Below are 21,801 nucleotides of genomic sequence, written 5' to 3'. Positions count from 1 at the left end.
AAGGGGTCTCACACTGATTGCAAAAAGTAAAAATAAATTCGGCATAGTAATTTGATGACTGCCAATCATTAAAATTCATTTTTAAAACAGTGCAATAAAAATCTAAATAACAAGAGTAATGGACCAGCTGAACCCTTTAACACAATTCTTCAAAGCAGTAGAAAAAGACCAGCGCATCAGCATTACCCCTATTGGAATTTTTGCGGCACTGCTGCAATTCAGAACAGCTGCAGGTTATATTAATCCTATTAAAGCATATAGGCATGAAATTATGAAGATTGCTAAAATAAGCGGCCCTGTTACCTACCATAGATGTACCGGAGACCTAAATGATTACGGTTATATAAATTATCTTCCAAAGAGAAATAGAAATCAGAAGAGCATAATTTATTTCACCGTTTAAGAGTTTACTAAAATTCTCAATAAAAGATAGCAAAGCTGTTTTTATGAGAAACTTTAGTTCTTTATCTCACGAGTAGATTTTTTTTTTGCCACAAAAAGTTTAGGTATTTTTTAAGGATATTTCACTACTTTAATTTTTATGGCAGAATCGTGGCGCAATGCGATTTACAAAACTAAAATCCAATAAAATCAAGGCCTAAGAAGTTTAGGTTCGAATATATTATAAAGCAACTTAATTTTAATTGCCTTTTTATGGTTAACAGTTTCGAGCGCTGTTCTCGCTACAAAGTAAAGAGCATCAGAGAAATCTGAGTCTCTTTTAAGCGAGACAGGTTGGAGTACTCATATCCGCCGTGGCCCACACAGTTTCTAATCCTGTTCCTGCTCAACAAAGTAGCAAGACAACTGAAATTTACATTCATGTTACTACGATAGTATTCAATAAATAAATGTCCGTTTAATAACTTATGGAATAAAAATCCTATTTTTGAAAATAAATAACACTGACAGTTGTCAGACATAGCCACCCGATTTAGGGTGGATAAGTCGGACGTAGTCAGACATATATACAAGTTACCAGAGATTTTGAAAAACAACACCAGAAATGAAATACATAATATTGCTCTTATTGATATTTATCTCTTGTGACAATCCGAGAAAAAATTATAAAATGAATTCTGAAAAAAAAATTTCGAGAGAAAATGTTATTCAAAATATTTCGGTTTTAAGAAAATGCGGTTTCTTTGAAAAATTTGAAAAACTTAGCGACAAAGAAGTATTTGGACGATTACACTCAAATAGAATTGATGAGTATTCCAAAATATTTGAAAAAAAATATGACCCTGGAATGGAATTAGACGAATTTGACTTGGCTTGCCTTGATAAACGGAAAATGATTTATTTAGATTTAGAATCTGATGTCTGCGCTGAAAACAATGTTTATGTAGACGTAATTAAAATGTTTTCAACTCTATCAAACGGCTCCTTCAATCCTCGAAATATTACTGAAAAATGGCAGAGTCCTTCTGGACCGATTACAATAGAATTTGACCTGGACGATGAAATTATAAAATTTAATCCAAAGTATTCAGATGATTGGTTGGACTCAAAAGTATTTGAAGTTTGTAAAGAAAAAATAAAAGCAAAGAAAACGAGAATTATTGAATGTCTTGGCGAAAGTGAGTATGGATATGGTCAAAATATTGCCTTTATGAGACTAACTGAAGCTGAACAAAAAAATTTAGAAGACAATTACAAATATAAGTTCCGAGAATAAAAACCTCCGGTAACAGCCACTACAACGGATTTGGGTATTTGGCTTAATGGAAAAATGGTCTTGTATTTGGGATGATTTGGCAAATCCGAAAATAGGGCTTAATTTAGTCCCAAACCCGCTGTAGTGCCAAGACGTTGTAAGCTATACTAAAAAACGAAACGCACAGAATCATATGCTAGAAGGAGAATATATAATTAACGGAACTAGATTTACGAAACCGTCACGATATTACGAAGGTGCGATCATGCGAGAGAATGTCGCATTCATTACTTCTGCAAATTTAAAACAAAATTTAGAAGCATTAATAAAAGAAAAAGATATAAATACGATCAGATTAACCGATGATTACAAATTAGAAAATTTAGATTTTTTAACATCTTACAATCTTGATTTCATTGAATCTATTGATATTTTAAGTGATTCTGTAAAAGACTTTGAAGCACTCTATTCTTTAAGAAATTTGATACGTATTAATTCACAAAACAGTAAAATTGATTATACAAAATTCAAAAAACTAAAAAGTATTGGATTAGAAATCGTCGATAAATATTCACTAGAAAAAATATCATTACTTACAAAATTGGAAAGATTGGGTTTATACAATAAATATGCTGAAATCGACCTTTCAATTTTATCTAAAAATATAAATCTTAAACAACTTCAAATTAGAGGCAGTAAACTTAAATCTCTTAAAGGATTAGAAAACTTTAAAGACTTGGAATTATTGGGTTTGTTTCACAATAGAAGCTTGACAAGTCTCGAAGGCATAAGTAAAGACCATACCAAATTAAGAAAAATTGAGATTTATTCAGCTCCAAAACTTTTAGAAGTAAATAATTATTTAAAAGAATTGCCAAACCTATCTTTTTTACAACTTGACAGCAAAAAAGTTGACTCATTTTGTTTTTTAAATTCACTGAAAAAACTTGAATTATTGAGTATTCACAATTTAATTTGTGATGTTGAAGATGGAAATAAAGTTCCATTAATTGATGCATTAAAGCAGACAAATGGCAAAATATGGTAAAAGTACAGCTTACAACAGCTACTACAGCGGATTTGGGCAATCGGCTTAATGGAAAGTTGGTTTTGTATTTGAATGATTTGGCAAATCCGAAGAATGGGCTTAATTTAGTCCCAAACCCGCTGTAGCGCCAGAACGTTGCCTACTATTATAACAACAAGACAATTATGGATCATATTGATAATACATATAGAATTGAAAATGCTAAGAAATCACTATTAGGCGTGTCGATTGGAGATGCGTTTGGTGATAGTTTTTTTGGAGATTTAGACAAAATTTCAGAAAGTATTTATTTAAGACAGATACCTGAAACTAAATGGGAATTTACAGATGACACAGTAATGTCTATTGCTGTTTTTGAGGAATTAGAAAGAAATGGCGGTATAGACCAGGACAATTTAATAAAGCAGTTTGGTATAAATCATGATTTAGATCAAAACAGAGGTTATGGTGCAACTTTAAGAAGGCTTCTAAGAGAGGTTCAAAACGGTGAGCATTGGCAGAAAGTATCAAAAAGAGCATTTGACGGACAAGGTTCAATGGGAAATGGAGCTGCAATGAGAGTTTGTCCTATTGGTGCTTTCCATTTCGACAATTTCCAAAAAGTGAAAGAATTATCAATAAAATCAGCTGAAATTACGCATTCAAATATTGAAGCCATTACAGGCGCTATTGCCATTGCAATTGGTACTGCGTTGACAACCCGGACGAAATTTGACAAGTGTATATTAAATCCGATTGAATTTATAGATAAAATTTTAAAAGAATTACCAGATAGCGATACAAAGTCAAAGATATCGAAATCTAAAAGTGTACCCTATAATTATCATATTGAAACTGTAAAAAGTATTTTGGGTAATGGTGTAAATATGACCGCGCAAGATACAGTGCCTTTTGCAATTTGGTGTACTGCATATAATTTAGAAAATTTTGAAGAAGGAATATGGAAAGCTGTATCAATTTTAGGTGACAGGGATACTATTTGTGCAATGGTTGGGGGAATGTCTGTAATGTCATCAGATGATTTAAATATTCCTTATTCCTGGACAAAGTCGGTAGAAAGTATTGACAAAAGTGTATTTAGAAGAAATGCATAATTTGATTAACAATTTAAAATAAAGTAAACTGCCCATAAAAACTACAACAGATTTGGGCAATCGTCTTATTGGAAAGTTAATTGAATTAAAAATTAAACTGATAGGCTTTTATACTTTGGATTACAGCAAAACAATAGTGATCGCTCTGCCCCATTAGCCCCGATAGCAGTGAAAATCCTTTTGTGCCGGTGTTCGGCACAAAAGATTGCAACGAATAGCGGGAAAAAGCTCCAAAAAAAAAGCATTTAAATAAAATTGATAATGATTGTCACTTCAATTAGATTCTCGTAACAATTCTTAATACCCGATTAACTTACAAATCTTGCAGAAGTCTGCGCGCCCAATACTACATCAAAAAAAAGAAAAGCTATATTTTTCACAACATCAAAGATTCCCCAATAATCGAAAATATAAATTGGGTGAATTTCAGCGCCAAAACTATGAGGATCAGACACATTTAAAAAAACAACCCCAAAACAAAAAAAAACACTTTAAAAGTATACCCCCTCCGCCCTTGACAGGCCTGAAGTTTTTACCTAATTTTGCCCCATGACCCCAGAAGAGATAAAACGCTATTTTGAAGCCACTCCCCCGCCTGAGCAGGTGGAGTTAAAGCCATGGGCTAAAATCACAGATTCCCAGCTTTTCCTTAAAAGCTGTTTTCTAACTATATACCATTATAAAGGAGACCTTGAGATGTGCCCTGCCTGGTGGCATTTAAAAGAGTTTTATACACTTGTAAGACGAGCTTCAAAGGAAACTAAAAACGAGAATCAAACGGAGTAAATCCGAAATTTTCAGCCCTGCTTTAAGCGCGTCTTTCCCAGCTTGCCCTCACTTTGACCTTTCTCATCTTGATCTCTGGCTCAAGCAAAGGTGTAAACTTACACTCCCGGCGCTGAATAGTACCATGATCAACAGAAACTACTCGCATTCTCATGATCTCTTGAGCATCCCGATAGCTTAATGTAAAGCTAAGCTTAAAATATACGGCCTGCAGAATAATAGACTTTGGATAACAATGACCTTTGGTATGCATTTTCGATGGGTTTAAAATTCTAAAGATAAAAGTTATTCCAGATGCGAGAGAACCGCTTAATACTATAGAATAAAATAGCACCTTTAATTTTGAAAAATATAAAAAATTGTAAATTTACATTATCATTTAGCCTATAGATAAGTTTAATAATCAAATCATTAAAATGAATTTAGAATTTTACAAACCAAAAAATACGCTGCTGCAAAAGTATATCGAAGGATTTTATTTTATTGTAGAAGATTCGAAATCCGATCCTTTAATCTATCGCACATTCCCTAATAATTACGTCATCATTGCTATTGCACAGAATATTTCTTTGACACAAAGTGAAGGGATAATGATAATTAGCCCTTCGAAGGAAAATAATATCTTGGCCAATATCATCTACCGTTATAATACTCCAATCGAAATATCGTATCTGAAACTCATCAATGAAATTACCATATATTTTAAGCCACTGGGACTGAACTTTTTTATCGATAATGTGGATGTTTTTTATTCCAAAGATCATACGAAAAAAATTGAATTCGATCCATATACTGATTTTAAAGCAGAAATGGAGAAGATTTTCAATATCAACGACAGGCAAAAACAGATTGAAACACTTGAGCTTTACTGGTTATCCAAGTTCAGAGAAAAAGATGTTTCACTGACTGAGGAATTGATCAAGGATATAGAAGCTGATGCCAAAATAACTGAAATGGCAAAGAAGTATAAAATTTCAAGGCAGTATCTCAGTAAAATATTTCAAAAAAATGTCGGGAAACCTCCCTCTGAATATCGAAAAATACATCGATTCAGAAGATCAATTATTGAACAAAACAAAGCAAAAAACTTAACCGAATTATCGTTCGATAACTTATTCTATGATCAATCGCATTTTATTAAAGATTTTCAGGACCTGACCCATAACAACCCGAAATTTTTCTTCAAAAATGTAGATACACAAAAAGAAAATGTGTGGCTTTTTATTTAATGCTGTTTCCATTTTTACAATTTCAAAAGCAAACCATTTACTTTCTTTGCCAGTGAAATATTTGAGATGTTTATAAACCAATTCTGAATTGAATGAAATTATAATGCAATCAAATAAGTGGAATCTTAATTTAAAAAAAAGAAATGCGCAAAAAAGCTTTAATAGTATTCCTGGGAATGCTGGTAGTTCATACTTATGGACAAAATATCAACAAAAACAAACTCGAAACACTTTTAACAAAGGCTGATAAGACAAATTCAGAAGCTGTTATCATCTATAAAGACAATGAATTGGTTGCTGAAAAATATTTCGGTATTGGACAGCCAGACACGAAAATTGAAGGCATGTCCTGCACCAAAAGTATAGTAGGCCTGGCAGTTGCTTGTATCCTTACCGATCAATTGATTGAAACCCTCGATACTCCAATAGCTAAATATTACCCTGAATGGATGCAAGGTCAAAAACAGTTTGTTACCATACGGCATTTGGTTAATATGACCTCAGGTATGCAAAATAATCCCAATGCATCGGTAGAAATTTATCCCAGTGCAGATTTTGTACAATTGGCCCTTGCCGCCGAACTTTCAAAAAAACCGGGAGAAATCTGGGAATACAATAATAAATCTTTAAATCTTATGGCCGGTGTAATCCAAAAAATAACTGGTAAACGTATGGATGAATATATTGGGGAGAGACTTTTTAAAAAGCTGGAGATTACAGATTATAGCTGGACTTTGGACCAGAAAGGAAATCCTCACGTTATGTCCGGATGCCAAATTAAACCCAAAGATATGGTTAAACTGGGGCTCTTACTGGCAAACAAAGGAAAATACAATAACAATGTGATTATTTCTGAGGAGTATATCAATGAAGTTGTAAAACCATCTGCTCAGTATCAAGGCTACGGAATGTTATGGTGGCTGGATTATGAAAACACAATCTCAATTGTTGATGAGCAAATTATCACCGAATTAAAGAAAAATAACGTACCAAAGGAGTTCATCAAAAAAGCTATTAAAATGAAAGGTGTTTACAACTCTAATGAGGAGTATTTGACAAAACTGCGATCGGTTTTCGGTGATAACCCTTATCAGGATATTGCTAAGAATCTAACATCGGGATTACGTCTTCGAAAAAGAGAATTTAGCGGCAAGGTGACCTATCGTGCCGACGGATATTTGGGAAATTTCATTATTGTTGATCCAATAAATAATATTGTTGCCCTTAGAATGATAAGCCATCAAAGTCATAAGGAAGAAAAAGATAACTTTTCAGATTTTGGTAAACAGGTAATCGATTTAATCCAATAGACATCAGTAATAATAAAAAAGTATTTCTAATTGCGTCCGAAGTGCAGACGCAATTAGAAATATAATAAATAGAAATGATTTATCATTTGAGAACTAATCTGAAAGCAATTTTTACTATGATATAATTTCTAATGCATTTGCATAAGGAGCTTCTGGTTTTTGATTTGGAAAATAGACTTCAAGAGTACTTGAATGCTGTTTGAATTTCAGTTTTTGACCAGTACTAACGAGTTTAATTTCTTTTACTGTAGCGGTATGGTACGGCGATTGCTTTCCTAAACTTTTAATAATGGCAGTGCCACTTTCCGGCCAGGCCATCACCGTTGCATAAAGTATCTTATCTTTTTGTGCAAAACGAATATCTTCTGAAGTATAAGGCTTTCCTTTTCCTTCGTTAAAACCCTGAGCAGTTAGTGCTCCCGCAGTCTCTTGCTGCGGGCCCTCTCCAAAAATTTTCCATGGTCGGGTACCATAAATACTTTTGCTATTTAGCTTCATCCAAACCCCAACTTCATTAACAATTTCGCGTTCTAATTCGTCAATACTTCCATCTCCTCTTACGGGAATGTTCAGCATTAGATTCCCGTTCTTACTTACCACATCAATTAATGTATGAATAACGGTTTTAGCCGTTTTATAACGTTTATCTTTATAAACATCTCGATTATAGTGCCATTCGCCAATGCAAGTATCCGTTTGCCATGGTAAGGGTTCTATGCTATTACTTTGTCCTTTTTCAATATCCCAAACCATAGCTTTGCGCTGTTGCTGATCCAAAATTTTACCCGTTACAACCGTTTGAACTGTTTTATTCTTTTCAAGGCTTTTATTGTATAAATGTGCCGCAATACGTAAACCTGCATCACTAATTGGCCAAAGAGGAAGTGCTGTATCATCAAAATAAACCAAATCAGGATTGTATTTGTCTATTAAATCAATAGTTCTGTCATGAAATTTTTCACAGTAATCAGCCGTTGGTATTGAAGCTCCATCTCCCCAATCCCATTGACTATGTACTGATGAATTGCCTGACTCTTTCTCACTCAGGGGATGATTTTGCGCATACAATTCTTGCGGATCTAAACCTTCCCACCAAGTCCCCGCACCATCTGCTTTTGTTAAAACACCATCATAAGGAACTCCTACTAAGGTGCCTTTTTTATCAGCGCCCTTAGAAGTATCAAACCAATTCCAGGCATGGGCGGCGTGAACACTAACGGCAAAGGGAAGTCCTGCTTTGCGGGCTGCTTTTTCCCAACCAGCAATAATATCTTTTTTAGGCCCCATTTTGGTTGAATTCCAATTGGGCTGATATTTACTATCGTAAAGATCTAAATTGTCATGATGATTGGCCATTGCCATAAAATATTTGGCTCCTGAATCTTTGTATAAATTTACCAGTTCGTCGGGATTCCACTTATCAGCTTTCCAAACATTAATTACATCTTTAAACCCAAACTTAGAGGGATGTCCATATTTTTTCAAATGGATCTTATACTGCCAGGAATCTTCCTGATACATTCCACGAGCATACCAATCTCCAGCTTCTGGTTGGCATTGAGGACCCCAATGTGCCCACATTCCAAATTTAGCATCACGAAACCAATCTGGAACCTGGTATTTGCTTAAAGAATCCCAGGTAGGCTCAAAAACACCTTTGAAAGCGGGAGCGCTAAGGATATAGGAATGTCCCAATAAAGGAGATAAGTAAAGCCCTGCCAGGGCTGAAATACCTAATTTTAAAGCATCTCTTCTTTTCATAATTTGAATACTAATTTATAGATTTCCGATTTTATCAGTTTATTTAAAAGTCCCCATTTATATTAAATAGAGCCTCCAGTTTTTTTTATTACAGCTATTTTATATCAGGATTTGATTATAAGTTTTTAATGATCTATTTTTAATAGCCAAAGACAAATTTAAAATATACACATTTTAAATTAATTATTCAAAAACGATTTTTTATTATTCAAAAACGATCTTTTTATCCTAATTTTAATATCATCATGTCAAAAAGCATTTTCAAATACTCCTTTACCTTATTAAACATTGATTATGTAAAACTTAACAAAAAATGGAATTTTAATAATGTAATTAGCCCTTACTACCGACTTTACTACATTGATGAAGGAATTGGATTTATCTCTCATAGTTCTGATAAGTTAATTTTAGAACCTGGTTACTTGTATCTTATTCCAAGTTTTACCATTTGCAATTTGAATTGTGAGGACTATTTAAGTCAATATTTTATTCAGTTTTTTGAGGAATCTCCCGATGGAATTTCTTTGTTTAACCAAAATAGGAATGTAATGAAATTGCCCGCCACCCAAACTGACATTGTCCTTATCAAACAAATGCTGCAGGAAAACCCCAGAAGAGGAATTAACAGATCTGACAATCCAAAAGTATATGAAAAAGAAGCTTATTACAAAGAATACCAATCCCTTAACAATCAACTAAAACCGCACCTCATCTTTGAAAATCAAGGGATACTTCTTTTATTGATTTCCAGATTTCTGAATACTGAAAAATTCAAACAAAACACGCCTCAAAATACTCCTTCAAAAATTTTGGACACCATGAGTTATATCCAACTTCATTTAGGTGAGAATTTAACTGTGGTAGATTTAGCCAAAAGAGTAAATCAAAACAAGGATTATTTTTCGAAACAATTTCTACTTCATAACGGACAGAGGCCTTTAAATTATATTCACGAAAAAAAGATAGAAAGGGCGCAATATCTCATTGCCACAACAAATAAGAGTCTTCTCGAAATTGCCTTAGATACCGGTTTCTCGAACTTGCCTCACTTTTCAAAAATATTCAGGCGAATAGTGGGTATTACTCCTGGAAAATACCGCCAACAGAACAATAAAATTTCGATATAATCTTATTCGGACTTATATAACAAGTCATCAAACATTTTTAAACCACTAAAAAACTAATCTGTTTCTTTTTTTAATTCTTTACCGTAAATTGAAAAAATTCCCGATTCCAAGCCAAATATTAATTTATAGTCTTTTTGTCCCAAATAAGTCACTCCTTTGGCCTTTTTTAATTTTATTGCCTGATTCTCTTAGCTTTTCAATGTTTTTTCCTTTCAAAAATAAAGTTGCCGAAGTATTGGCAGGAACTTCAAAAGTATATACTGTTTAAACAGCCTCTGTTTTATTGGTCATTTTTGCTTCTTGCAATAAAATTTCCTGTTATAAACTTGCTGTATATACTATCTTTCATACTGCGGGACATAGGAAGAACATGTGCTCCTATTTCAAGACGGCTGCCTTCTACAGCTTGGATATGTTCAACATTCACAATGTATCGTCTATGTATCTGAATAAACTTTTCTGATGGAAGACCCTCTGAGATCATTTTAAGTGTGCAGTAAACCATTTCTTTGGAAACAGCTGTATGAACCTGCACATAATTCTCCATGCTTTCTATAAAAAGAATGTCTTTGAGCATCATTTTTTTTGTTTTCTTATTTACTTTGATAAAGATATAATCAACCGTATTGTTTTTTTCTTCTTTTTCTATTGCACCGTGCAGTTTATTGACCGATTTTAGAAAACGCTGATAAGAAACTGGTTTTAGCAGATAATCAAATACATTGAGTTCATATCCTTTTAAGGCATATTGTTCATAAGCAGATACAATAATGATCTTTGGCAGATTTTCCACAGAGGCCAGAAACTCCATACCGGTAAGTCCCGGCATTTCAACATCCAGAAAGATAACATCAACAGTATCTTTTTTAAGCAGATTATTGAGCTCAATTGCATTTTCACATTCTCCTGTAAGACAAAGAAAATCTGTTTTCTCTATATATCCTCTAATACCCTTACGCGCTAGGGGTTCGTCATCTGTAATGATACATTTTATCTCCATACTATTTTATTTGTAAAATGAGCGTGACCTCAAAAAAGGCATTCTCTTTTTTTGTCAATAATTCGTGGTTTTCGGGATAAAGCAGTTCTAGTCTGCGTTTGAGATTACTAAGTCCTATACCGCTGTCTTTAATTACTGAAGATACCGGCGTATCTGAAACGGAATTTTTCAATATAAAGTGAATTTTATTTTCTACTAGTTTCAATACAAGATCTATCTGGTATGATCCTGATACATATTTGAATGCATTTTCCAATAACGGCTGAAACAACAATGGCTCTATAGGTTGCTGCTGTAAAATAGCATCTATAGTAACATTTACAGCTAACTTATCTGTTTTTCTCAATTGCTGAAAGGCAATATAAGAACGTAAATACGCTATTTCTTTATGAAAAGGAACTTCATGGTTTACATCATAAAGCTGATAACGCAGTAGTCCTGATAAATGCTCAATGCTATTCTTTGCTTCTTCATTGCTTTCATCTACCTGAAAATAAATAGTGTTTAAAGCATTAAAAAGAAAATGCGGATGGTATTGGGATTTTAGAAAATCAAGTTCTGCTTCATTTTTTTCTGCTTTTAATATTTCCAGTGCCAGTATTTTTTTATACACATTTTTATCTATTAGGCCATTACGGATAAATGTATAAAAAATGAGCAATAGTGGTATATAGATGACATTAATAAGCATGTAGTCTATCCAGCCTGCCCCCATAAATAAAAGACCAACACCTTGTCCTGCAATGAGCACGAGGTTCAATAAAATAATAAGCTGCACAAGAACCAATACATAGTCCCTTCCCATTTTACCAGATTCTACGATCCTGCAAAGTTTGCGATGCCATACAAGACTGCTTATATAGCATATCAATATAGAAAGTAGTAATGCAACCAAGTGCAGCTTAATATCCCCTTCCCAAAAAATACCATGGTGTGTAAGATCTGTAACTGCCCTAAGTACATTATACATTAGGATTCCCCAAACTGCGGGGTAGATCCATTCAATTGCTATTTTTTTATTCCTAATTATTTTCACGGGTTCTAATTTACAAATTGATACGTTTACTTTCTTCTGTATTTTCTGTTTTTCTTATCGCCTTTGAAGGATTCTGTGAATTAAACTTCCAGGAAAGTGTTATTCCAACCATGCGGGTGTCACGGCGTTCTGTGTAAGCTCCGGCGATAACACTATTACGTAAAGTAATATTCTGAAGGTTAGTCAAAAAAACATCATTGATGTATACATACAGACCTAGCTTGTTTTCAAAAAAACTTTTTCTTGCCCCTACAGATACAGAACCAATTGAACCAATCCTGGCCTGGCCCTCTGCCATTGTACCACTATAATACCCTGTAGCTTCAAGAGCCCAATCATGTGGCAGAATAAATTGATTATTAATCTGAATGGTTGGAGACAATAGATTATTATTGTAGAAACTGCCCGCTTCAAACCAGTAAAACTCCTTGTAACTCATAGAGCCATTAAGGTGCAATGTCCACCAGTTTATTGGTTTGATACTATTAAGACTTACTCTAAGACCCAAAGCATAACTGTCTTTAAGATTAAGAGGCATTACAATAGTAGCTTCACTATCTGGCTCAGTGAGATAACTTTTAGTAATAGGATTTTTTCGAATGGTATAAAACATACTAAACACATACTTGGATTTTACAAGCCATGAGGCTTCCAGATTATGAACCAGTTCAGCATTAAGCGAAGTATTTCCCCTTTCTTGTAAATAACGATCATTCACTTCGGTAAAAGGATTAAGGTCCCTATAATTAGGACGTACAATGCGCCTGCCATACTGAAGAGAAACCGTATGGCCTTGCGAAAAACTATAACTGGCGGAAAAAGTTGGAAACAGTTGGCCATAAGATCGAATCAACACAGAATCATGGCTTGCTAAAGCATAATGTGCCTCTGTATCTGTTATTTCTAATCGAACTCCCATTTCAGTAGAGAAATGCGGTGACCATTTTTGGCCGGACTGCATATAAACTGCCCATACATTTTCTTTGTAGAGAAAACTGCTGCTCAATTTTTTATCCTCATGCCAAACGCCAGACTGCAATGAATTATACGAAGCAGTATTATCAATAGTAACAGAAGAAGATTTAATACCGGACTGAAAGGAGAATTTATCAGACATCTTGTAACCAATGCTTGACTGCAGATTAGCAATCTGGATGTTTCCGCCCATTTTTCCCTTTAAAACATCTTCTGATAAAGGATCCGGAAACTTATCCATCTTACTTTTTTGATCCAGCTTTTCTTTTTGTTCAAAAGCAAGAATAGTAAATTCGTTTTCCCATTTTAACTTTGTGTTGAATTTATAAAAAATGCCTATCCCTGCTCCCAATTTTCTGTGATGAGCATATTGATCATTTTGCGTACGAAGTGAAAAATCTTTCGAAGACAAACCTTGAAAAAATTCAGATAAAGCGCTTTCATTTTTATTTTTTCTAAACCAATTACTATAAACATCGGCACTTATACTTAGTTTTTTTGACAATTCGTAATCCAGTCCTGTTTTAAAATAATGCGAGTTAGAACTAAAATTGCGGTCTGCCCGCATATCAAGTCTCACATCATCATCTGAATTCTTTTTTAAATACTCACGAGATGAATTAATCCAAATAAAATCTTGTCCGCTATAAAAAGAATAATTGGTATATAATGTGTATTTATCTTTTTGAATTTGAAAAGATAAGTTTTGATTCTCTCTAAAACGTCTTCCCGCTTCTGCATTTGACAAAACGTTAAGGTGTATTGCTTCTGCTGATTTTCGCTTTCTTTTAATGTTTATAAATCCTCCTGTACCTGCTGCATCATACTCTGAAGAAGCATGGGATACCATTTCAATTTTATCAACAGCGCTGCTTGGCATAGAACGAAGCAGGTTGACTAAATTTTCTCCTGTGAGATGTGTTAACTTACCATCTATCATCACATTTGCGCCAGGCTGTCCGTTTAATAAAACAGTTCCATCATTCATGATTAATATCCCGGGAATTTTTCCAATCGTATTTAAAACCGATCCATCTGATCCTAGTGAAAAAGCAGCAAGATCAACTGTAGTTTTTCCAGGCTCTATTTTAAATGCCGCGCGTTTGGCTGTAACTGAAACTGCCTCCATTTCGATACTTTCGATCTCCATGATAACATCATCCAACTGTACGTTTTCTGAGTCAACTCTTATGCTAACTTCTTTTTTATGATAACCAACCGATGAAAAAGATATCCGATAGCTTCCTGCAGATATGTTTTTAATTGTATAATTCCCTACCGAATCACTTACAGTTCTGGCTACATAAGCTGAATCCTGTTTCAGCACCGTAACGTTCACTCCACTTAAGGATTGAAAACCATCGATTACTTTTCCCGAAATTTTTATTTGAGCCTGCAGCCCTGCCGATAATATGAATATCAATAGATATAAACCTGCTTTTTTTACCTTCATTTTGTTTGATAATTACATTAATGAAGGCAAAACTATCAGTGCATTAGACAGTACGAAAACTTTCTTGACCTATGGACAAAAATCCTTGACCAATTGTATATCGTTTCAAGATTGCTTGTAAAAAGATTCTGTTTTTATCCCAATAAAAGTCGATTTCTAAAACTGAAGTACTGTATAATTTACTTTTGGCAAAACAAAAATTGGCAATTACCCGCTGATTGTTATAGGTATGTTTTTACAATGTTTATTTTTCGAAGACAAATAGCTGTAATCCAACTGGCTGCCAAAGAAAACAAAAATACTATACCAAATTTCCATAATGCATGTATTTCATAACTCATTAAAAAAAACTGTCCCCACAATACAAAAAAGTAATGAAGAAGATATATCAGGTAAGCATTTTCGGCCAGTGAATTCCATAATCTGCGACTACGCTTTACAATAGTTTTAAACAAACCAATAAACGCCATACAAGAAGCCGTACATGTACCAACATATAAGGTGTAGTAAATCATCCACGCTAAAAATTCAGGCATAAGGCCATTATCAACAAACTGGCCCAGAATGTCGGTCCTGTTATGGTAAGTTACCGCACTATAAAAAACCAGGGATACAATAAACCAATATTTCCATTGAATAACAAAACGCGAATTCGATGAAAAAATATGATTATCAAAATCGCTGTTACCTACAATAGCACCCAGTAAAAAATATCCAAAATAGGCCAGTACTCTGCTTAGTTGAAAATCAAGTGGCCCAAAAGAAACCCACTTTCCTGCTCCAATGCAATACGCTACAGGTACATATAAAATAAAAGTAATACAAAATAAAACCGCAAAAACAGCTACTGGCCGATTGGTGAAAAATGAAACTTTATCAGAGCATTTATTGAATTTTTCTTTTATAAAAGGATATATAACTCCTAGAATTAAATTAAAGAAAAACAGTACTCCTATAAACCAAGGCGGACCTGGAGGCCAGTTTTCAATGGTGAAAAAGTCTATTACATAAGCTGAAATATTGGTACTTTGATGTGCCAGATAATAAGCTGGGAAATAAGAAAAAAGCATTAAGATTGTACCTAAAAAAACAAACGGAATAAAGAGCCTTTTAATTCTGTCTCGTACAAAATACATGGCTCCTTTTTTCTCCATACTTTTCACCAGAAAAAGCCCACCGATAAAAAACATGAGAAACATAAAGAAAATATCATTATAATTTTCGAAAATATCCATCCCAATCCATCTGTTATGATCTACAATTGGGGCAGTAGAATTAATATAAGCACTACTGTCAAACCATGCAAAAGTGGTGTAGGCTAAGGAGGCATGATGAGCTACTACCAGTACGGTAATAAATGATTTTAGATAATCCAGCCAGAGTGTCCTGGAATTTTGCGATTTTGATGTCATAGTAAATAATTGATGTTTCATAATCATAGACGCAAATTCTAATTAAAACGTTGCATCATACCTGAAAAAATATTAATTGCTATAACCTCTCCCATTAACTTAACTGATTTCAGGCTTATAAAAAAACAATTAATTAATTGTTTGTTTGCACCACTTAAAACTCTAAGAACAAACCAACAATAATGAGATTTTTACTTTGCTACCAGTAAAAAGATTGTAAAAAATATTTCATCAAAGAATGCGTGAAAAAACAGGGAGATCTTTATTCGTCTGAAATTTAAATATTAATTAATACTTTAGTTTTTATCAATTTCACTTCATCAACACTCAAAAAATATGCGGATTAAATACTCCCCTATTAAAACTTTTATAAAAATACAAAATGACGATTATTGAAACTGAAAGAACATACATAAATCACATCAAGCAAATTGATTTAGAAGCGCTATACTCCATTTGCGGCAATGCCGAATTAATGAAGTATGTAGGTGATGGCAAACCGTTGTCAAAAGAACAAACACAGAAATGGATCGACGTTTCAATTTTAAATTATAAATTAAAAGGTTTTGGCATGTATGGAGTATTCTCTAAGGATAATGATACACTTATTGGATACTGCGGTTTGATTTTATCTTCAGATATCAATGATTATGAATTAATTTATGCTTTGGACAAGCAATACTGGGGAAAAGGTTTAGCAACAGAAATTGCAAATGCTGTAGTCAAATATGGTTTTGAAAAATTAAAATTTAAAACGATTTTTGCATCAATAGATCCTGCTAATAAGGTTTCAAAAAAAATACTTTTGAAAATTGGTTTTTTAGAAAAATTCAGAAGAGAAGATGAGTTCGGTCTTCAGACAATATATTTTAATCTTAACCAAATATAAATAACTTCTTCTATCGAATTTTCAGCTTAAATTATTTTTAAATAAGAACTCAACATCTTATAAGACTAAAGCAGGAATTCCTTATCTGCATAATAAGATATATCTTTTTGAAGAAAATCTTGACAATAAAAAATGAGATCAATTCAATACAATAAAACTTTTCTCTAAATTTGGACTTACGTGTACTTTACCGAAATATATTACTAAGTCTAAGCTAATAAAGTTAATTTTAATCTTAAATTAGAGTCAATTTAAAAAAACAAAAACAATCAGTGAATTAACAGAAATAAAACCGGCTAAACCTGTTTGAAACATATTGGCGGGACAATTGGAATCTTTCTTTTAGTCCATTTCGCAGATAAAGGCTGGATTGTAAAGAATAATCCGATTAACAAACACTTTTACATCTGACAAAAGGGGCGGCAAGAATTTAAATAACTGGCCATAGACCATTCATAAATAAAATCAGAAAAATATGAGTATCATTAACAATTACGATAATTTCTTTCTGCCTGTCGACAATCTTGACCAAGCAAAAGAGTTCTATACAAACAAGCTTGGGCTTGGCATCAAGTTTGACTTTACTGATAAAGGTATGACTGCTTTTAAAGTTGGCAGTAACGAACCTGCAATTATTGTGACCACTATTAAAGATGCGAAACCCGCAATTTGGTTCACCGTTGATAATGTTCAAGATGCTTACGAAGATCTAAAACAAAAAGGAGTTGATTTTTTAAGTGAGCCCTTCGAGATTATGACCGGACTCTCTTTTGAGTTCAAAGACCCGTTCGGAAATAAATTGGGATTGACAGACTATTCTAAAATGCCAAAACCGATTATCTAATCTTCGTTTTCAACTTAAGATTTCAATACTTTTGATAACAAATGTATATTCCGGTCATGATGTGCCACTCATTCCAGTGACATCATAAATAATACTGTGTAAACAATTATTCTTTTAGCTTCATTTTTATATTTTTAACATTATTTAAGGCAAATCTATCGGTTCAATACCCCCTTAAAAAACTTTCTTGGTGAATGGATAAAATTGCCTGACCAATAGACAGAAAATAGAAAACCACATCAATAAAATATTAAAATCCTGCTATTTGTCCAGTTAAATTTGAAAATTGGTTATATTTAGTTATTGCAGCTTGCTTCATAAGAAATTACTTTTGCCAATATTGTAGTCAAAGCATTAACAAGACTGCTTCATTTTTTGTCTTACTTAATCAATAGTGTGTTTTTCCAGAGCAATACCTGAACTTAGTATGATGTCTAAGATTTCATTTTAAATAACCTGAAACCAAAATTTAGTAACCATTTGAAGATTAAATAATGGAAAAAACTATTCTCATTTTATTTACAACATTAATTTCCGCTATCACTTTTAGTCAGAACATTACAAAAGTATGGGAGTCAGATTCTCTTTTTTTTAAACCTGAATCAGCACTTTACGATTCCTCAAAAAAGATTCTCTACATCTCAAATATAAACGGCGAATACCTTGCAAAAGACGGCAATGGATTTATTTCCAAGCTTAAAACAAATGGTGAAATAGAAGTTTTAAAATGGGTTGATGGATTGGATAACCCTCAGGGAATGGGATTATATAAGAAAAAATTATATGTTGCAGATATTAACAGAGTAGTCCGCATCAACACCCAAACAGCTAAAATTGAGAAAGTGTATCATGTAGACAATGCTATATTCCTTAACGATATAACAATAGATACCAATGGAGATATTTACGTTTCTGACTGCTTTGGGAACAAGATTTATAAAATATCAGACGAAAAAATAAACGTATGGACTGAATCTGGTTTTCTTTCTAAACCAAATGGATTGTTATGTACTAAAGAGGATCTCTTAGTATTGAATATGGAAAGTAAAACTGCTTTTGCCATAAACAAACTGACCAAAAAATTCCATCAGATTTTTAGCGGTATTGATAATCTGGATGGTATTGTCAGTAATGGTAAAAATGGATATATAGTTTCCGGAGCATGGCAGGGACAGCTCTTTGATATTGATGTAAACGGAAATAAAAAATTACTAATTGATCTGGGAAAAGAAAAAATCATTACTGCAGATATTGAATACATTGCAAATGATAATTTATTGATTGTACCTACTTTATATAAAACCGTATTAGGATTTCGATTGTCAAATTAAGAGATATTTATCTTGCTTAATCCTAGTGATAATAAATTTAAACTAATATTTAATAAAAAATGATATACAAATAATTCAAAAAAACTGATTTCTTAACTTAAAATAAATATAGCTAAAAAAATAGTATGTCTGAAGTTGAAAAATTAATTCCACATAGGGCTCCTTTTTTATTCGTAGATCAAATAATATCATTTTCAAATGAAACAGTTATTGGAATTAAAACGTTTGATGAAAGAGACCTTTGGTTAAAAGGAAGCGTTCCTAAATCCGAGTATATTCCCGGAACAATTTTGATCGAATCAATGGCCCAATGCGGAGGTGCAGGTGTTAAACTTTTAGGAATAACAAAAGGAATTTTTGGTCTTGTCACTATAGAAGATGCAGAATTTTATGCAGCTGCAAAATTTAGAGATCAAATAAAATTTATTGTGAAAAATATTCGTTTAAGTGAAAAGATAATCAAACAGTCAGGAATTGCATATGTAGGAGATAAAAAGATTATAAAAGCAAGCTGGATGTGTGTCAAAATATAATAGTATTTAATTACATAAAGAGTTTTTTATTGATTATTTTTTTATAAACTAGTATTACTATCACTTCTGCCCAATGAGGGAAAAGTAAACAGAACCAAATAAACGGCTCATTTGTTAAACTGTTTTTTTCTCTGTAATTTAAATATCATATCATCACCTCTTTTTCGTTACAAAAAGCTAATATCAATTCTCCAACACAAAACAGGGCTCTTTGGGAGCCCTTAGCCCCGATAGAAGTGGAAATCCTTTTGTGCCGGGGTTCGGCGCAAAAGATTGCAACGCATAGCGGGAGAAAGCTCCTAAAAAATAATATCAAACCTAAAATAATATACCCCCTGATCACCTGACCGCTGTTCTATAAACACAGATCCTTATGCTGTAAAAAAAACCGCCCCTATCCGCTTTACATCTGATAAAGGACAGCCCGGCAAGATTACCCATATTGGAATTTTTGCGGCATTACTACAATTCAGAACTGCTGCAGGCTATATTAATCCCATTAAAGCATATAGACATGAAATTATGAAGATTGCTAAAATAAGCGGCCCTGTTACCTACCATAGATGTATCAGAGACCTGAATGATTACGGTTATATTCAACAAAGCCAACTAAAAAAAGTCGCATTGGTGCCATTTTATGGCTGTTATCAATTACTTATACAGATCTCTTCAACATCCCCCGATAACTAAGTGTAAATCTTAGTTTGAAATATACTGCCTGAAGAATTATGCATTTTGGATAACAATGACCTTTAGTATTCATCTTTTGATCGGTTTAAAATTCTAAAGATAAAAGTTATTCCCAGATGCGACAGAACCGAGTTTCATTACCATTACGTAAAAACATGTTCTTTTACAAGACAATCAAGTAAAGTTCCTTTATGTTTTTTCTATATCCATGGAGTTTGGCAAACTAAAACTTTACTGATCTGCAAAACAGGTATCACATTGGTATAATTTAAGGCATCCTGATAAAGAATCTCTTTATTGGCAAGGAATTTATCATAGAAATCTTCCATGCTTTCAAAAAAAAGATGTCCTATTATTTTATACATGCCGTTTTGATCTGCCGCAGCTGAGTCTGTCATATTTTCTTCTATAGCAATACCTTTTAATACTTCTCCAAAAAGAGATTTAGACAAAGGCATGTGTTTTTCTAAATAGTAGGATATATCAAACCAATCTGTCTTCTTAACAGGATAAAAAACAGTAACTTTAATCATAGATTTCTACTTTACAAATTCCAATTAAGATAACTTTTCACATTCAATAATACTTGAAACTTCGGTATTAGTATTGATGAGCCTTTTGAATGATAATCCTGCCTCTTTTATAAGATTCTTAAATTCCTTTAGCGTTCTCTCTTTTCCGGTTGTCATTGCCATAATATTTAAATCCAGCAGTTTCCCGGCATGAGGTTGATTTAATTCATCTGAAATAACCGAATCTATAATTAGTAACTTCCCTCCAACAGGCATTGCTTTGTGGCAAACCTTAAGTATAGCTAAGCTTTCGGCATCATTCCAGTCATGAATCACCCATTTGGTCATATAAAGATCTGCATTTGCAGGTATTTTATTAAAGAAACTTCCTGCATAAACCGTGCATCTGTCTTTTAATTCCTCTGGAATTTGCGTTACAGTCTTCTCCACCACATAAGGCTCATCAAAAACAATTCCTTTACTTGATGGCGATGCATAAAGTACCGAAAACAACATTGCCCCATTACCTCCTCCAATATCTACAATAGTTTTATAAGGGGAAAAATCATAAACTTCTATGATCCCTTTTAAGACGGCGCCCGATACACCTGCCATCGCTTTCATAAGATTGACACCTTCATCTGGATTGTCTTTATAATAATCCCAAACTGATTTTCCATGAGCATCATCAAAAGGCACTTTTCCAGTTTTTATACCATAAGTCAAATTGCCAAAAGCCGGAAAATGCTCTCCTAAATTAGCTAAAGCCCAAGGTTTTATAGAACCGGGAACATCCGATAATAAAGTACTTCCCAAATCGTTCAGACGAAATTTACCATCTGGCAATTCTTCAAAAATACCTACACTTGCCGTAGCTCGTAAAAGCCGATACAAAGATGTTTGATCAGTTTGAGATTCTTTAGCCAGCTCTGTTAATGTCTTTGAACCATTAGCGAGCAAATCTGCAATATCCAATTGTGCCACAGTATGAATTGCACATGCAACCCAGTATCCACTGATCATTTCATACATCTTAAAAGTCAACTCAGGATTATTAGGAAGATTTTTCATATTAAATAATTGTATTTATTTGATTAATAACAGATTAAAATTA

At 33.3% G+C, this 21,801-nt stretch carries 19 protein-coding genes; 12 read left to right on the top strand and 7 right to left on the bottom strand.

Annotated elements, in window-relative coordinates; genetic code table 11:
* The first annotated feature begins 118 nt into the window (after window positions 1–118).
* The 7 genes from ACQY44_RS03700 to ACQY44_RS03670 all read left to right on the top strand — a co-directional run bounded on the left by ACQY44_RS03700 (window position 119) and on the right by ACQY44_RS03670 (window position 7,124).
* Window positions 119–403 carry a hypothetical protein gene (locus tag ACQY44_RS03700; RefSeq protein WP_428229067.1) on the top strand — a complete coding sequence of 95 codons (285 nt, stop codon included), beginning with the start codon at window positions 119–121 and terminating at the stop codon, window positions 401–403.
* A gap of 603 nt (window positions 404–1,006) precedes the next feature.
* On the top strand, window positions 1,007–1,678 hold the full coding sequence (locus ACQY44_RS03695; RefSeq protein WP_428229066.1) for a hypothetical protein: 672 nt from the start codon (window positions 1,007–1,009) through the stop codon (window positions 1,676–1,678).
* Between the two features lie 172 nt (window positions 1,679–1,850).
* On the top strand, window positions 1,851–2,705 hold the full coding sequence (locus ACQY44_RS03690) for a hypothetical protein (RefSeq protein WP_428229065.1): 855 nt from the start codon (window positions 1,851–1,853) through the stop codon (window positions 2,703–2,705).
* A 164-nt stretch (window positions 2,706–2,869) separates the two neighbouring features.
* Window positions 2,870–3,799 carry an ADP-ribosylglycohydrolase family protein gene (locus ACQY44_RS03685; protein WP_428229064.1) on the top strand — a complete coding sequence of 310 codons (930 nt, stop codon included), beginning with the start codon at window positions 2,870–2,872 and terminating at the stop codon, window positions 3,797–3,799.
* A 549-nt stretch (window positions 3,800–4,348) separates the two neighbouring features.
* Window positions 4,349–4,585 (top strand): DUF6965 family protein, encoded by a 237-nt coding sequence (locus ACQY44_RS03680; protein ID WP_428229063.1) that lies wholly within the window; start codon window positions 4,349–4,351, stop codon window positions 4,583–4,585.
* Window positions 4,586–5,001: 416 nt separating this feature from the next.
* Entirely contained in the window at window positions 5,002–5,814 is an 813-nt protein-coding gene (locus ACQY44_RS03675) for a helix-turn-helix domain-containing protein (protein ID WP_428229062.1), read from the top strand.
* Between the two features lie 143 nt (window positions 5,815–5,957).
* Entirely contained in the window at window positions 5,958–7,124 is a 1,167-nt protein-coding gene (locus ACQY44_RS03670) for a serine hydrolase domain-containing protein (RefSeq protein WP_428229061.1), read from the top strand.
* Window positions 7,125–7,238: 114 nt separating this feature from the next.
* Here the strand turns inward: ACQY44_RS03670 and ACQY44_RS03665 are convergent, their stop codons facing one another.
* Window positions 7,239–8,885 carry an alpha-L-fucosidase gene (locus ACQY44_RS03665; RefSeq protein ID WP_428229060.1) on the bottom strand — a complete coding sequence of 549 codons (1,647 nt, stop codon included), beginning with the start codon at window positions 8,883–8,885 and terminating at the stop codon, window positions 7,239–7,241.
* Window positions 8,886–9,130: 245 nt separating this feature from the next.
* Between ACQY44_RS03665 and ACQY44_RS03660 the strand changes: the two genes are divergently transcribed.
* A complete protein-coding gene (locus ACQY44_RS03660; protein WP_428229059.1) occupies window positions 9,131–10,012 on the top strand; it encodes a helix-turn-helix domain-containing protein in 882 nt (293 codons plus the stop codon).
* 280 nt (window positions 10,013–10,292) lie between these two features.
* Here ACQY44_RS03660 and ACQY44_RS03655 read toward each other — a convergent pair whose 3' ends face one another.
* From ACQY44_RS03655 to ACQY44_RS03640, 4 genes are all read right to left on the bottom strand, one after another.
* Window positions 10,293–11,012 (bottom strand): LytR/AlgR family response regulator transcription factor, encoded by a 720-nt coding sequence (locus ACQY44_RS03655; RefSeq protein ID WP_428229058.1) that lies wholly within the window; start codon window positions 11,010–11,012, stop codon window positions 10,293–10,295.
* A 1-nt stretch (window position 11,013) separates the two neighbouring features.
* Window positions 11,014–12,048 (bottom strand): sensor histidine kinase, encoded by a 1,035-nt coding sequence (locus ACQY44_RS03650; protein ID WP_428229057.1) that lies wholly within the window; start codon window positions 12,046–12,048, stop codon window positions 11,014–11,016.
* Window positions 12,049–12,058: 10 nt separating this feature from the next.
* Window positions 12,059–14,476 carry a TonB-dependent receptor domain-containing protein gene (locus ACQY44_RS03645; RefSeq protein WP_428229056.1) on the bottom strand — a complete coding sequence of 806 codons (2,418 nt, stop codon included), beginning with the start codon at window positions 14,474–14,476 and terminating at the stop codon, window positions 12,059–12,061.
* Window positions 14,477–14,697: 221 nt separating this feature from the next.
* Complete coding sequence (locus tag ACQY44_RS03640; RefSeq protein WP_428229055.1) at window positions 14,698–15,909, bottom strand: acyltransferase family protein; 1,212 nt, start codon at window positions 15,907–15,909, stop codon at window positions 14,698–14,700.
* Between the two features lie 361 nt (window positions 15,910–16,270).
* On the opposite strand from ACQY44_RS03640, the gene ACQY44_RS03635 reads away from it, so the two are divergent.
* The 4 genes from ACQY44_RS03635 to ACQY44_RS03620 all read left to right on the top strand — a co-directional run bounded on the left by ACQY44_RS03635 (window position 16,271) and on the right by ACQY44_RS03620 (window position 19,485).
* Entirely contained in the window at window positions 16,271–16,777 is a 507-nt protein-coding gene (locus ACQY44_RS03635; protein ID WP_428229054.1) for a GNAT family N-acetyltransferase, read from the top strand.
* Window positions 16,778–17,252: 475 nt separating this feature from the next.
* Window positions 17,253–17,621, top strand: a complete 369-nt coding sequence (locus tag ACQY44_RS03630; RefSeq protein ID WP_428229053.1) for a VOC family protein — start codon at window positions 17,253–17,255, stop codon at window positions 17,619–17,621.
* A gap of 494 nt (window positions 17,622–18,115) precedes the next feature.
* Window positions 18,116–18,952, top strand: a complete 837-nt coding sequence (locus ACQY44_RS03625) for a hypothetical protein (RefSeq protein ID WP_428229052.1) — start codon at window positions 18,116–18,118, stop codon at window positions 18,950–18,952.
* 125 nt (window positions 18,953–19,077) lie between these two features.
* The gene (locus tag ACQY44_RS03620; RefSeq protein ID WP_428229051.1) at window positions 19,078–19,485 is read left to right on the top strand and encodes a 3-hydroxyacyl-ACP dehydratase FabZ family protein; all 408 of its coding nucleotides are present in this window, start codon (window positions 19,078–19,080) and stop codon (window positions 19,483–19,485) included.
* Window positions 19,486–20,375: 890 nt separating this feature from the next.
* Here ACQY44_RS03620 and ACQY44_RS03615 read toward each other — a convergent pair.
* Together ACQY44_RS03615 and ACQY44_RS03610 are read right to left on the bottom strand one after the other, a co-directional pair.
* Window positions 20,376–20,708, bottom strand: coding sequence for an EthD family reductase (locus ACQY44_RS03615; protein WP_428229050.1), 333 nt, complete (start codon window positions 20,706–20,708; stop codon window positions 20,376–20,378).
* Window positions 20,709–20,732: 24 nt separating this feature from the next.
* Window positions 20,733–21,758 carry a methyltransferase gene (locus ACQY44_RS03610; protein WP_428229049.1) on the bottom strand — a complete coding sequence of 342 codons (1,026 nt, stop codon included), beginning with the start codon at window positions 21,756–21,758 and terminating at the stop codon, window positions 20,733–20,735.
* Between the last annotated feature and the right edge of the window lie 43 nt (window positions 21,759–21,801).

The sequence above is a fragment of the Flavobacterium sp. genome (assembly GCF_965277525.1).
Lineage (GTDB): Bacteria > Bacteroidota > Bacteroidia > Flavobacteriales > Flavobacteriaceae > Flavobacterium.
Note: the sequence above shows the minus strand (reverse complement) of the source record. Positions and strands in the feature narration are given on the sequence as shown.

Excerpts from the sequence above, each read along its gene's own strand:
- ACQY44_RS03675 (WP_428229062.1), top strand. The coding sequence starts at position 5,002 with ATGAATTTAGAATTTTACAAACCAAAAAATACGCTGCTGCAAAAGTAT.
- ACQY44_RS03660 (WP_428229059.1), top strand. The coding sequence starts at position 9,131 with ATGTCAAAAAGCATTTTCAAATACTCCTTTACCTTATTAAACATTGAT.
- ACQY44_RS03665 (WP_428229060.1), bottom strand. The coding sequence starts at position 8,885 with ATGAAAAGAAGAGATGCTTTAAAATTAGGTATTTCAGCCCTGGCAGGG.
- ACQY44_RS03690 (WP_428229065.1), top strand. The coding sequence starts at position 1,851 with ATGCTAGAAGGAGAATATATAATTAACGGAACTAGATTTACGAAACCG.
- ACQY44_RS03610 (WP_428229049.1), bottom strand. The coding sequence starts at position 21,758 with ATGAAAAATCTTCCTAATAATCCTGAGTTGACTTTTAAGATGTATGAA.
- ACQY44_RS03670 (WP_428229061.1), top strand. The coding sequence starts at position 5,958 with ATGCGCAAAAAAGCTTTAATAGTATTCCTGGGAATGCTGGTAGTTCAT.
- ACQY44_RS03685 (WP_428229064.1), top strand. The coding sequence starts at position 2,870 with ATGGATCATATTGATAATACATATAGAATTGAAAATGCTAAGAAATCA.
- ACQY44_RS03615 (WP_428229050.1), bottom strand. The coding sequence starts at position 20,708 with ATGATTAAAGTTACTGTTTTTTATCCTGTTAAGAAGACAGATTGGTTT.
- ACQY44_RS03680 (WP_428229063.1), top strand. The coding sequence starts at position 4,349 with ATGACCCCAGAAGAGATAAAACGCTATTTTGAAGCCACTCCCCCGCCT.
- ACQY44_RS03630 (WP_428229053.1), top strand. The coding sequence starts at position 17,253 with ATGAGTATCATTAACAATTACGATAATTTCTTTCTGCCTGTCGACAAT.
- ACQY44_RS03620 (WP_428229051.1), top strand. The coding sequence starts at position 19,078 with ATGTCTGAAGTTGAAAAATTAATTCCACATAGGGCTCCTTTTTTATTC.
- ACQY44_RS03640 (WP_428229055.1), bottom strand. The coding sequence starts at position 15,909 with ATGAAACATCAATTATTTACTATGACATCAAAATCGCAAAATTCCAGG.
- ACQY44_RS03625 (WP_428229052.1), top strand. The coding sequence starts at position 18,116 with ATGGAAAAAACTATTCTCATTTTATTTACAACATTAATTTCCGCTATC.
- ACQY44_RS03645 (WP_428229056.1), bottom strand. The coding sequence starts at position 14,476 with ATGAAGGTAAAAAAAGCAGGTTTATATCTATTGATATTCATATTATCG.
- ACQY44_RS03635 (WP_428229054.1), top strand. The coding sequence starts at position 16,271 with ATGACGATTATTGAAACTGAAAGAACATACATAAATCACATCAAGCAA.
- ACQY44_RS03695 (WP_428229066.1), top strand. The coding sequence starts at position 1,007 with ATGAAATACATAATATTGCTCTTATTGATATTTATCTCTTGTGACAAT.
- ACQY44_RS03655 (WP_428229058.1), bottom strand. The coding sequence starts at position 11,012 with ATGGAGATAAAATGTATCATTACAGATGACGAACCCCTAGCGCGTAAG.
- ACQY44_RS03700 (WP_428229067.1), top strand. The coding sequence starts at position 119 with ATGGACCAGCTGAACCCTTTAACACAATTCTTCAAAGCAGTAGAAAAA.